We start from the raw sequence: 12,037 nt of genomic DNA, 5'->3' as shown, positions 1-12,037 counted from the left end.
TTAGGTTCACAGAGACATTTTTTGAATCTGAAGCTTCAATTCTGGCAATAAATCTTTTTCGAACCACTCGTTTTTCTTCATCCAAATACGATTCCTTGGTGAAGGATGAGGCAATGGTAGATAAGTTGGCAAAAAGCTTTTGTATACTTTAACTGTCTCTGTTAAAGTTTTTTTCGCTTTATCCTTGAGGTAATAATTCTGAGCATACTGCCCTACCAGCAATGTAAGTTCCACGGATTTACATTCATCCATTACGCTTTCGTGCCATAGTGGAGCACACTCCGGTCTTGGAGGTAAATCACCTGATTTACCTTTTCCAGGATAGCAGAAACCCATTGGAACCAATGCTACTTTATTCGAATCATAAAATACCTCATCAGAAACCCCGAGCCATTGCCTTAAGTTTCTTCCGCTAGCATCGTCCCAAGGGACGCCTGAATCATGCACTTTTCTCCCAGGTGCTTGGCCTACTATAAGGAGTTTTGCAGAACTAGAAATACTGACAATCGGTCTAGGTTCATGCAAAAAAAAAGAGCTGCATACTACGCAACTCTTTATTTCTTTGATCAATTCTTTCATATATCTATCTACCCAACGAATAGAGCATTTTGCCATGCGCTCCCAAAGCTGACATAAATGTTGGATATGATCGATATGGAATGTTGTATTCTTCTGCAGTCTTACGGACAATAGTCGCGATTTTTCTATAGTGAACATGACAGATGTTGGGAAACAGGTGATGCTCAATTTGGTAATTCAGTCCACCAGCGAACCACGAAAGAATCTTATTTCTTTGAGCAAAATTACAAGTAGTCTTCAACTGATGAACTGCCCAATTTTCTTCTACATAATCTTTACCTTCTACATTTTCAAATGCATGATCTTCCATCACATGTGCAGGCTGAAAAATACAAGCCAAGCTGAATCCAGCTACATAATGCATTAGAATAAACCCTAGAAGAATGTGATACCAAGGAAGTGATGTAAACAAGATTGGTAACGCTAGTATGTAAGAGTAGTAGAAGATTTTAGTCACGATTAGCCAAAGCCAAGCTCTGGTTATACTATTAGTCTGTTTTTTTAGATGCCCATCCCTTGTGTACTCAGCCAATTGACTCCAATCCTTTACGATAATCCAGCTCATCGTCATAAGACCATATAAGAACCAAGCATAAATATGCTGCCATTTATGGTGCTTTTTAACCGGAGTATTAGGATCAAATCTTAGAACTCCACCTTTTGGAGAAATATCTTCATCCATACCACTTACATTGGTATAGGTGTGATGCTTAACATTATGTTGGATTTTCCAGTTAGTAGCATTAGCTCCTACCAGGTTCAATGAGTAACCAACAACGTTATTCACCCACTTCTTTTTAGAGTATGCTCCATGATTAGCATCATGCATTACTGATAACCCTATACCAGCTTTTCCAAGGCCCATCAAGAATGCCATCAGATAAAAGATCCAAATATTTTCTACGATTCCGAATAGGAACATGAAATAAGGAACTAAATACAAACTGAACATGAAAATGGATTTGATTACCATTTCCATATTTGCATATCTCCCATATTTGGAATTTTTGAAATACTGATTTACCCGTTGATTAAGAGTCTTGTTAAACTCCTCGTGTAAATTATTCTTGAATCTGACAACCTTTCGGCTCACCGTTGTAACAGACATATTTTAATGTTGATAATTAATATTCAAAAGTACTGAAGAAACTTCTTACAAACGATATGATTTTGATCAGTGGTGTTTCTTTTATCTATCTAACCATGATTTAAATTCCCCTACTCGTTCCCTAGCCACTATAATTTGATCTTCATCAAAGTGCTCAACTACAATCTCCAATCTTGAGTTTGTAAATGCAATTATGTCTTTGATGAAGGATAAATTAATCATATACTTTCTAGAAACACGGAAGAATTGACTATTGTTTAAAAGCTCTTCAACTTTATCCAACGTATAATCAATTAAAAATCTTTTACCAGCAGTTGTAAAAAGATAAGTTCCTTTGTCTTTGCTATAAATTAGTTGAACATCAGAAACCTCAACAGTTTTTAAGTGATCTCCTACTTTCACAACAAAGCGCTCTTTACCTGATGGTTGCATTGATTTTATAAGCTTATCAATATCTGTAACAGCAGGTGGAGTTGAATTTTCTTTACTGAAATTCTTTTCAAGTTTTTCTATTGCAGCCCCAAGTTCCTCTTCCGAAATAGGCTTAAGCAAGTAATCGACACTATTTGTTTTAAAAGCCTTCAAGGCAAACTCATCATAGGCCGTTGTAAATATGATCGGTTTGTCAACCTTAATCTGATCAAATATGTCGAAGGATATTCCATCAGCAAGCTGGATATCCATAAATAGCACATCGTACGGAAGTACTGGCAACGAGATGGATGCAGATTCCACCGAATCAAACTTGGCTACAAATTCATACTCTGGGCGAATTGCTTCTATTAAAGATCTTAATCTTTTTGAAGCGAGTTGTTCATCTTCAATTATTATGAACTTCATTTTTCAAATTTAAAAGTGGTATTGTAACCTGAAATGAATCTTCAGTTTTTTCAATATTAATTTCTTTGTCAGTTAAATAGTGATATCTAGACTTGATATTAGCCAAACCAATCCCTGTTGAATCTTTCACCTTCTTTTCCTTAAGGCTATTGCTAACGATACACAATGAATCATTAATCTCAATTTTTATCGAAAGAGGATCTTTTTCACTGATAACATTATGCTTTATTGCGTTTTCAACTAATAGCTGTATTGCCAATGGTGGTACATATCTATTCGGTTCATTATTAATAACATTTACCAGCAGATTATCACCAAACCTGATTTTCTGTAAGAATATGAAGTTTTGAACAAAGTCCATTTCCTTTCCAATAGGAACAATCTCCTCATCCATACTTTCAAGAACATACCTATATACTTGAGATAGCTTTCTGATAAATTCAACCGCCTTATCCTGATTATCATATACCAGGGAACTCAAGGCATTTAGTGAATTAAATAGAAAATGAGGATTAACCTGATTCTTTAAACTGTTGTATTGAGATGAGATTTGCTCTGTTTTAAGCTTCTCTACATCTATTGCTGCTTGTCTCCAGGCTATTAAAAACCCTCGACCATGCATAAATACATTGATTCCTAAAGTTATTAACAGCGTAATAGAAAATGGAGCGCTAGAACTCTCAAGTGCCTTACTAAGTGTCTCCTTGAATATCACTAAATCAAAAAACAAATCAATTCCCCAAACAGCAATGAAAACATATACTACAATGGATATTAAACTGGTCACGAAGCGTTTAAGTGGCTTTTTTAGCCATGGAATACGCTCATCCCAAAAATTGACAATGAACTCACTACCCTTCCAGTATGCGACCCAAGAAATTCCGCTGTAAGAAAGGTTGATAAAAAATGTTTTTGAAAACAGATATGGCTCATCTAAGCATCCTGTGCAAAAGACAACCATATTCATACAACCACCGAATATGAAAATAAGGATGGCCTCTACTACATGCTTAACAATCAGCCTCTTCATAACGAAATAACTATTTCACGAGCGTCAGCTTTCACCTCAAATTTACAATCTTCGAAACTGGGTGGTCCGAACATTCCTTTAGCATTATTTGAAAACGCATAGGGCTCAGTAGGTATTCCAATAAAGTTGGAATCAAGTTTTCCATTGTCATTTTCATCGTGGAATAGCGATATCGCATAAATCCCCTCTACCAGTCCTTTAAAAGAAAAAGTCATCTCATTTGAATCAATAATTTTATCATCGCTCATTATCGCGTTAGATAAAAAATGATCTTCGTGATTATAAACTGCTATCTTGAGACTTCCTTTAAGGTCCTTTATATTTTCAACTTTCACTATCAATTCATGAGAATCTTGAGCCACTACAACTTGTATTGAAGTTATTAATGTTATGAATGCAATTAGTTTTTTCATAGTACTTAGTGTTTGATCAAAGTTGATTCCAACAAGAACAAATCATCAATTTTTTGTAACTCAATTGTTGTATTTAAGGGTTGAATTGTAATTCTATGTTTAGTAGGCAATAATAGCACACAGAAGTATTAAAAATATTTATAAATTGTTATGCATGCAGAGTATTTTTTCGTATATTTGTTATGCATGCAGAGTATTTATAACTAAAACCCAGAACACAATTTAAAAATGGAAGCAGCAATAGAAACAAAAGAAGCACTTAAAGGTGGCGAATTCATTGTTAAAGAAACTGAAGCTGAAAACGTATTCATCCCAGAAGAATTTTCGGAGGAGCAAAAAATGATGGCAGCTGCTACTCAAGATTTTATAGACATGGAAATTCTTCCTATCAATGAGCGAATTGAAAGTATGGAAGAAGGCGTCATGTCCGGTTTAATGGATAAAGCCGGTGAGCTGGGATTACTAGGTGTTAATATTCCAGAAGAATATGGTGGGCTTGGAATGAGCTTCAACACAGGAATGCTAATTGCGGACATCATGGCTGCAGCTGGATCTTTTTCAACTGCTTATGGAGCGCACACAGGAATAGGAACTCTTCCGATATTATACTATGGTACTGAGGAGCAAAAGAAAAAGTACCTCCCTCTCCTAGCCTCAGGAGAATGGAAAGCTTGTTACTGCCTTACTGAGCCCGATGCCGGATCTGATGCAAACTCTGGTAAAACGAAAGCAAAGCTTTCGGACGATGGCAAGCACTATGTTATTAATGGTCAAAAAATGTGGATCTCTAATGCAGGTTTTGCAGATCTATTGATCATTTTCGCAAAAATTGATGATGATAAAAAACTTTCCGCATTTATTGCCGAGCGTACATGGGATGGCATTACAATGAATGACGAAGAAAAAAAGCTAGGTATAAAAGGTTCATCAACAAGACAAGTATTCTTCAATGACCTGAAAGTACCTGTAGAAAATCTTCTTTCAGAGAGAGAAAACGGATTTAAAATAGCTGTTAATGTACTAAACGTTGGAAGAATCAAACTAGGCGCGGGCTGTATCAATGGATGTAAAGATGTTGCAAGTCGTTCTACTCAGTACGCCAATGAAAGGAAACAATTTGGCGTGTCTATTTCAAGCTTCGGAGCAATAAAGCAGAAGCTTGCCAACATGGCAACAAGAACATATGCCACTGAATCTGCATCATACAGAGCTGGACAGGACATTGAAAACCTTATTGCAAAACTGCAAGCAGAGGGTATGAGCCCTAGCGATGCTAAACTTAAAGGTGTTGAGCAGTATGCAATAGAGTGTGCTATGATCAAAATACATGGATCAGAAGTTTTGGACTACTGTGTTGATGAAGGCGTTCAAGTGTATGGTGGAATGGGATTCTCAGAAGAAGCTCCGATGGCGAGAGCTTACAGGGATGCGAGAATTACTCGTATCTATGAAGGCACCAATGAGATCAACCGGATGCTTTTGGTTGGCATGATGTTCAAAAAAGCAATGAAGGGTGAAATTGATCTTTTAGGACCTGCTATGGCTGTGGGTAAAGAGCTAACAGGTGTTCCTTCCTTTGAGACTCCTGACCTTTCGGCTCCTCTAGCAAAAGAAAAAGAAGTGATCAAGAACCTTAAAAAAGCAGTATTAATGGCTGCAGGTAAGGCGGCAGAGAAGTTCGGACCTAAATTAGATCATGAGCAAGAGGTTCTAATGAATCTTGCTGATATGGTTATAGAAGTATATGCAGCAGAATCTACAATTCTAAGAACTGAGAAACTCATGGGTACTTATGGTTCTGAAGGAAGTGAACTTTACCAAAACATGGCTAAACTATACCTATCTGAGGCAGTTACTAAGATCAAAAATGCTGGAGACGAAGCTGTAGCTTGTTTCGCTGAAGGAGATGAACTTAGGGTAATGTTGATGGGTATGAAGAGATTCACTAAAATGGACCCTGTTAATACCAAAGTACTTAGACAAGCGATTGCTGATGTGATGATTAAAGAAAATAAATTCCCTTATTCTTTATACAACTAAGAAGTCACTTTTACGTAACTAATTAAAAACCGGCCAATTGGTCGGTTTTTTTGTTTCTAGTTTGTTTTAGCCATAATTCAAAATAGCTTTGTGAAACCGCACAGCATCCCAAAATGGAAGAATTTAAGAAGAAATTAACTACCAAAGAAAAAGCCTTACAGCTCAATCTTGACACAAAAATTTATGGTACAGTTGCCGAAATTGGTGGAGGGCAAGAAGTAGCTGCATATTTCTTCAAAGCAGGCGCCGCCTCAGGCACTATTGCCAAAACCATGTCGGCTTACGACATGACCTTTAGTGACGCCATTTATGGTAAGTGTGATAGGTATGTATCTCAAGAAAAGCTACTACTCATGCTCGACCGTGAGTATTCTTTGCTTGATCAAAGACTTACAAACAGAGCTAAGAAAACTACATTTTTTGCTTTTGCCAACACCGTTGAGGTAATAAACTATAACAGAAGTAATATTGGTCATGGTTGGATGGGCCTTAGATTCCAGCGTCATCCAAATGCCGAACCTAATGAATGTATCATTCATGTAAGCCTAAAAGATAGAGATGCTGAGTGGCAGCAACAAGTATTAGGGATAGTTGGAGTTAACCTCATTCATTCGTGCTATACCTATAATACACCTGAAGAAATAATCGATTCGCTTGTTGATAACGTCAGGAAAGATCGATTGGAAATTGATATGTTCTGCATATCTGGACCTGATTTCCATCACGTGGACAACCGACTAATGACTTTGAAGTTGGTGAAAAATGGCCTTACGAAAGTGGCTATGTTTGGCCCTGATAAAAACGTTATCCTACCCTCTGATATCATCTATCGAAAAAATGCAATCGTCTTGAGAGGGAGGTTTAGACCTGTGACTCATGTCAATGTTGATATGATGATAACAGGCATGAGAGCATTCAAGAAAGAATTAGACAATGCGGAAGACATAGTCTCTGTTGTAGAAATCACGCTTAAAGATTTAACTCTTGCTGGTGAACTTGATGAACAAGATTATCTAGATCGAGTAGATCTTTTATGTTCCCTTGGACAAAATGTGATGATATCAAACTATCAAGAGCATTACAAGCTTGCGGGTTACTTATCGCAGTTCATTAAGGATAAAACCTTAGGCATAGTTATAGGTCTCAACAATCTTGCACAAATATTTGATGAGAAATATTATCAAAATTTAGATGGAGGGATTTTAGAGTCCTTTGCAAGACTATTTGGTAGTAACGTTAAGTTATTTGTATATCCAATTTTAGATTCTGCGACTGGAAAAATTAAGACTGGAAATGATTTCACTCCAGAGCGTCACCTGATAAGTCTGTTCTACTACTTTATTGAAAATCATAAAATCCTTAGCATACCAGATGCTAAAACAGACAACCTACATATCATATCAGATCAAGTTTTAGAATTGATAGAAAATGATACCGATGGTTGGGAGAAACTAGTTCCCAATAGAGTAGCGGAAGCAATTAAATCAAATCACTTATTCAACTATCCATACGAAATAGAAGTGGATGGTGAGGATTTGGTTTAACCATTGATAAAATTGCCCTTTGCAGGTACCCTCCTTTTGCTATATTTGGCGCTTTAAGCAAAATCTAAAACATAGCATATGAGTGCACGCGGTAACTTTTCAAGCAAACTTGGTTTCATATTAGCAGCAGCTGGTTCAGCTGTAGGGCTAGGAAATATTTGGGGTTTCCCATATGAAGTAGGCCAAGGCGGAGGCGCAGCATTCGTTGTTATTTACCTAGTATTTTGTTTCATCCTTTGCTACCCGGTAATGGTAACAGAAATCGCAATTGGAAGGAAGACGCAAAAAAATCCTGTTGGAGCTTTCAACGCACTTGGTTATAAAAAATGGAACTTTGTTGGAAAGCTAGGGCTTTTCAGTGGTGTTCTTATTCTATCATTCTACAATGTAATTGCCGGCTGGGCATTTGGATACATCTTCGAAATGATCTCTGGTAATTTTGGAATAGCTGACCAATTTGGAGAATACATAACCAATGTAATAAAAGTAGGATCCTATGGATTGGTGTTCATGGCAGTAACAGCTTATGTTGTTTCAAAAGGAATTTCTGGAGGTATTGAAAAAGCCGCAAGGTTGCTAATGCCTACATTGATAATCATGATTCTACTAATTGTAGGTTACGCGATGACATTGCCGAATGCAATTGATGGATTGAAATTCTATCTTATTCCCGATTTCAGCAAACTAACTCCATCTGTTGTTTACAATGCAATGGGACAAGCATTCTTCTCTCTTTCTCTTGGAATGGGAGCTTTAATCACTTACGGAAGCTATGTTGGCAAATCTGATAATATCATTAGCTCTGCTGCTTTCATTACACTTACAGATGTAGGAATTGCTTTCCTTGCAGGTTTAATGATCTTTCCTTTAATAGGATTTATGAGTGCAGGTACCATGGAAGGTGCTGGAAGAGGTCCAGGTCTGATATTCGTAACACTACCGCAAATTTTTGGTCAAATCGGCGGTGGATTAGGAATAGCAACTGGCACACTATTCTTCGTATTGCTTTGTTTTGCAGCGCTAACTTCTACGGTATCCTTATTAGAAGTGCCAATTTCTTACGTAGTAGATGAATGGAAAATAAAGAGAAATAGAGCCTCATGGATGGTAGCCCTATTCATATTTATAATCGGAATTCCATCATTAGTAGGTAATGGCTATTCAGAGTTCTTCAGCACGAACTTCATTACATATAAAGATGGTGGAACAGACACCGATTTTCTTTCCTTTGTTGCTGCTTTAGCAAATGATACCATTCTACCTCTTGGCGGTTGTATTATAGCTTTCTTCGCAGCTCATGTTTGGAAAAAACACAATCTAGACGAGGAACTTTCTAATGGTGCCCCTGGATATAAGGGCTCATTCATTCAGAAGTATTTGAATTTTGCAATTGGATACTTTGCTCCAATTGTTCTGGCAACTGTTTTTATCCTAACAGTCCTTTTCAAATTCTTTGGAGTACAAATATTCTAATTACTCCTTTATAAAAGTTCCTGGGTCTTTGCCATTAAAGTATATGACGTACTGTCCTTGTCTAAGGACAGTAACGTCAATGACGGTTCCTTGTCCTTCTAACACAAGTGTGCTTCCTGCATCATAAATCTCATAGTGGGTAGAGCGAGACAAGTAAACCTTTGTTTTTGCAGACTTGGGCTTGAATTCAACTGGCTCTGGGTAATGATCGAAATCTACTTCCCAAGAATATAAGTGCCCTACGCGTGCACCTCTTGGGAAATTATATTTGATTCGATACTTATTTGCACCCTCTTCGAGGTTTGGGAAATGCGAATATTCCGCCCCTTCATACCTTCCTAGCGCCTCTCTTATCTCCTGATCAATCCAAATTCCATTCCTTAACTTCTCAATCTCAAACTCACCTCTTCCTGTTTCACCTTTGGTAGTCCACACTAAAGCACTGTCAGTAAGTGACACTGAAACAAATCGAAATATGGTATGAAAGAGTACTGCTTCTGGGTTAATAATGGTTGGACTGCATATAGTATCCTTATGGATAACTCTAATTTTTACAGGTGTGTAAAGATCAAATCCATCAAAATCTAACTTAATTGCACTAAGCCGATAGTTTATATCAATTGGCTTCTCGTTTATATAAACCTGGTTGACACAAAAATCTCTACTCTCTTTATCAAATGGATTTTGAATAAACAGCGTTTTCCCTTGAAACACCCCCGCAAGGTTGGTTTCAACCTCAGGAGTGCTTTGCGCAAAAACCAGATTTATTGTTATGACAATAAGCGTAAAAAAGTACCCTCGTTTACTCATGTTATAATTTTAAGATAACATATATTCAAACATGATGCTATCTCTACGAAAAGTATCAATTATTTCGATCAGTATACGTAATAACCTCTCTAAATTTTATCTTATTTGAATTAAATAAAGAATCAATATTGATATTTTCACACTTACGCTATTAGAGATTCAAATTCTTCATCACTATTCTTCATGTGGCAAACTATAATCATGGTGAAATTCATAAATTAGCTTCAATGAATAAATGGATAATACTTGTCTCGCTCATACTTTCTAGCTGCAGCCCAAAAATTGTTTCATACATAAACTCTAAAGCTAAATTCAACCAATTCGAGTCATACAGGCTTGTTAGTGCAAAAGCTGATTCGAAAAATTTAACCCCCGAAAACACTTTGGTTTTAGACCTAATTAAAAGCAACATTCACAAAGAAATGGAGCGGAGATCTTACGTGATTTCTAATATCTCTCCAGATCTGACATTAAGGTACGATGTAGCTTCTAGCACGCGAGTTGAAACCGACAACAATACAGTTGTTGGTCCCTTTTATACTCCCCCCACCTCAAGAACAATATATGAGTCAGTATTATTGGTTGAAATGTTCGATCAAAATAAAAAGCTTGTGTGGCAAGGGAGCTACGATCTTGGTCAACAGCGAAAGGAAAAAAAAGTAGCAAGAGCAATCGAGAAAGCTGTCGGATATATTTTCACTACCTATCCATATAGAGCTAAATCCAAAGAAGTAGATGAGTCTTTAAAAACATTAGAAAGTAAAAAGTAAAACTAAGTAATGACAGATTATGGTTTTTGGTCTTTGATACCACCTCTCTTGGCTATTGGATTAGCTATTAAGACAAAACAAGTTGTATTTTCACTTTCGCTGGGGATCTTTGTAGGGTATTTAATTATACAAGGTGGTAACGTCTTCGAAGGTTTTTTATCCACTATTACAGCATTTGTCGATGTTTTTCAGAGCAAAGGGAATACTCGAACGATAATTCTTACTTTGATAATCGGGGCCATGATACAATTGATAAAATACTCCGGTGGAATTAATGGATTTATTAATTGGGTTCAAAAACGACTGGCAGGCCAGAAGAACTTTAAAGGCAAAGTACAAGCGACATCTGCACTCACCGGATTTTTAATTTTTGTAGAGTCGAACATTTCGATTTTAACTGTAGGAACAATCTTTAGACCTCTTTTTGATAAGCATAAAATCCCAAGAGAGAAGCTTGCATATTTAGCAGATTCAAGTTCGGCACCATCTTGCGTGCTGTTTCCTCTCAATGCATGGGGAGCATACGTTATGGGATTACTCCTAGCTTTTCCAACATTGGATCCCTTTCAGACATTGGTCTACTCTATTCCTTTTAATTTCTATGCAATACTGACTCTCATTTTTGTATTCTGGTTAGCATTCTCAGGTAAGGAATACGGTGAAATGAAAAAGATGGCGAATCGAAGTTCTAACAATGAAAAGCCTGTTGTTGCTGGAGAAGACGAGAAAACATCTTCGCCAGCCAATATGGTAATACCGATTGCTGTCATGGTTTTAACCATGCCATTTTTCTTAATCTACGGAGGGTGGGATGATTCTTTATCTGGTGGATTTTGGGATAAAGTATGGAACAGTATTAGTAACGGATCCGGATCGGAAGCAGTTTTAAATGCATGTTTTACGGCATTTTTAATAGCTGCAGTAATGTACTTCTTTCAAAAGGTGCTTACCATCAAATCTTTTATCGATCAATCTTTCAAAGGGATGAATGAAATGGTGGTTATGGCCGTACTGATGGTTCTTGCTTTCGCAATTGGCAACTTGTGTAATGAATTAGGTACAGGTTTTTATGTATCAAGAGTCACTTCAGCATGGTTAATACCTGAAATAGCACCTGCATTGATATTCATTATTAGCAGTTTTATTGCATTTGCAACAGGAACCTCTTGGGGTACTTTTGCTATTATGATATCCATTGGCGTACCACTAAGTTTCGCTGTTGATGCTAATATATATTTGGTTATATCTGCAGTCTTAGGAGGTGGAGTATTTGGAGATCACTGCTCTCCTATTTCAGATACAACACTGATAGCTTCAGTTGCTTCTGGATGTGATCATATAGATCACGTACGAACCCAACTACCATATGCACTCTTTACAGGTGGAATCTCAGTAGTGTTGTATCTAATTGCAGGATTTGTTTTCTAAAA

11 protein-coding genes are annotated in these 12,037 nt (G+C 37.0%); 5 read left to right on the top strand and 6 right to left on the bottom strand.

What is annotated here, in order from left to right; translation table 11 throughout:
- Window positions 1-6: 6 nt before the first annotated feature.
- From ACY650_RS17505 to ACY650_RS17485, 5 genes are all read right to left on the bottom strand, one after another.
- Complete coding sequence (locus ACY650_RS17505; protein WP_462249457.1) at window positions 7-615, bottom strand: uracil-DNA glycosylase family protein; 609 nt, start codon at window positions 613-615, stop codon at window positions 7-9.
- Window positions 584-1,687, bottom strand: a complete 1,104-nt coding sequence (locus ACY650_RS17500; RefSeq protein ID WP_462249455.1) for a fatty acid desaturase family protein — start codon at window positions 1,685-1,687, stop codon at window positions 584-586. The genes ACY650_RS17505 and ACY650_RS17500 overlap by 32 nt, the downstream gene beginning before the upstream one ends.
- Window positions 1,688-1,768: 81 nt before the next feature.
- The gene (locus tag ACY650_RS17495) at window positions 1,769-2,527 is read right to left on the bottom strand and encodes a LytR/AlgR family response regulator transcription factor (protein ID WP_462249453.1); all 759 of its coding nucleotides are present in this window, start codon (window positions 2,525-2,527) and stop codon (window positions 1,769-1,771) included.
- Window positions 2,508-3,557 (bottom strand): sensor histidine kinase, encoded by a 1,050-nt coding sequence (locus ACY650_RS17490; RefSeq protein ID WP_462249451.1) that lies wholly within the window; start codon window positions 3,555-3,557, stop codon window positions 2,508-2,510. Before ACY650_RS17490 ends, ACY650_RS17495 begins: the two co-directional genes overlap by 20 nt.
- Window positions 3,554-3,970 (bottom strand): DUF2141 domain-containing protein, encoded by a 417-nt coding sequence (locus ACY650_RS17485; protein WP_462249449.1) that lies wholly within the window; start codon window positions 3,968-3,970, stop codon window positions 3,554-3,556. The genes ACY650_RS17490 and ACY650_RS17485 overlap by 4 nt, the downstream gene beginning before the upstream one ends.
- Window positions 3,971-4,198: 228 nt before the next feature.
- Between ACY650_RS17485 and ACY650_RS17480 the strand changes: the two genes are divergently transcribed.
- The 3 genes from ACY650_RS17480 to ACY650_RS17470 all read left to right on the top strand — a co-directional run bounded on the left by ACY650_RS17480 (window position 4,199) and on the right by ACY650_RS17470 (window position 9,027).
- Window positions 4,199-6,010, top strand: a complete 1,812-nt coding sequence (locus tag ACY650_RS17480; protein ID WP_462249447.1) for an acyl-CoA dehydrogenase family protein — start codon at window positions 4,199-4,201, stop codon at window positions 6,008-6,010.
- A gap of 113 nt (window positions 6,011-6,123) precedes the next feature.
- Window positions 6,124-7,554: a TonB-dependent receptor gene (locus ACY650_RS17475; RefSeq protein ID WP_462249445.1), complete on the top strand. Its 1,431-nt coding sequence runs from the start codon at window positions 6,124-6,126 to the stop codon at window positions 7,552-7,554.
- 78 nt (window positions 7,555-7,632) lie between these two features.
- Window positions 7,633-9,027, top strand: coding sequence for a sodium-dependent transporter (locus tag ACY650_RS17470; protein ID WP_462249443.1), 1,395 nt, complete (start codon window positions 7,633-7,635; stop codon window positions 9,025-9,027).
- On the opposite strand, the gene ACY650_RS17465 is transcribed toward ACY650_RS17470, so the two are convergent.
- Complete coding sequence (locus tag ACY650_RS17465; protein ID WP_462249441.1) at window positions 9,028-9,837, bottom strand: hypothetical protein; 810 nt, start codon at window positions 9,835-9,837, stop codon at window positions 9,028-9,030.
- A gap of 227 nt (window positions 9,838-10,064) precedes the next feature.
- Between ACY650_RS17465 and ACY650_RS17460 the strand changes: the two genes are divergently transcribed.
- Entirely contained in the window at window positions 10,065-10,607 is a 543-nt protein-coding gene (locus ACY650_RS17460; protein WP_462249439.1) for a DUF4136 domain-containing protein, read from the top strand.
- A gap of 9 nt (window positions 10,608-10,616) precedes the next feature.
- Complete coding sequence (locus ACY650_RS17455; protein ID WP_462249437.1) at window positions 10,617-12,035, top strand: Na+/H+ antiporter NhaC family protein; 1,419 nt, start codon at window positions 10,617-10,619, stop codon at window positions 12,033-12,035.
- Window positions 12,036-12,037: the final 2 nt, after the last annotated feature.

This window comes from Ekhidna sp., assembly GCF_963691765.1.
Lineage (GTDB): Bacteria > Bacteroidota > Bacteroidia > Cytophagales > Cyclobacteriaceae > Ekhidna.
This window is presented reverse-complemented; position numbering and strand designations above follow the sequence as displayed.

What these genes read in the sequence shown, in the direction of transcription:
- ACY650_RS17500 (WP_462249455.1), bottom strand. Translation starts at nt 1,687, where the DNA reads ATGTCTGTTACAACGGTGAGCCGAAAGGTTGTCAGATTCAAGAATAAT.
- ACY650_RS17505 (WP_462249457.1), bottom strand. Translation starts at nt 615, where the DNA reads ATGGCAAAATGCTCTATTCGTTGGGTAGATAGATATATGAAAGAATTG.
- ACY650_RS17480 (WP_462249447.1), top strand. Translation starts at nt 4,199, where the DNA reads ATGGAAGCAGCAATAGAAACAAAAGAAGCACTTAAAGGTGGCGAATTC.
- ACY650_RS17495 (WP_462249453.1), bottom strand. Translation starts at nt 2,527, where the DNA reads ATGAAGTTCATAATAATTGAAGATGAACAACTCGCTTCAAAAAGATTA.
- ACY650_RS17485 (WP_462249449.1), bottom strand. Translation starts at nt 3,970, where the DNA reads ATGAAAAAACTAATTGCATTCATAACATTAATAACTTCAATACAAGTT.
- ACY650_RS17465 (WP_462249441.1), bottom strand. Translation starts at nt 9,837, where the DNA reads ATGAGTAAACGAGGGTACTTTTTTACGCTTATTGTCATAACAATAAAT.
- ACY650_RS17470 (WP_462249443.1), top strand. Translation starts at nt 7,633, where the DNA reads ATGAGTGCACGCGGTAACTTTTCAAGCAAACTTGGTTTCATATTAGCA.
- ACY650_RS17490 (WP_462249451.1), bottom strand. Translation starts at nt 3,557, where the DNA reads ATGAAGAGGCTGATTGTTAAGCATGTAGTAGAGGCCATCCTTATTTTC.
- ACY650_RS17460 (WP_462249439.1), top strand. Translation starts at nt 10,065, where the DNA reads ATGAATAAATGGATAATACTTGTCTCGCTCATACTTTCTAGCTGCAGC.
- ACY650_RS17475 (WP_462249445.1), top strand. Translation starts at nt 6,124, where the DNA reads ATGGAAGAATTTAAGAAGAAATTAACTACCAAAGAAAAAGCCTTACAG.
- ACY650_RS17455 (WP_462249437.1), top strand. Translation starts at nt 10,617, where the DNA reads ATGACAGATTATGGTTTTTGGTCTTTGATACCACCTCTCTTGGCTATT.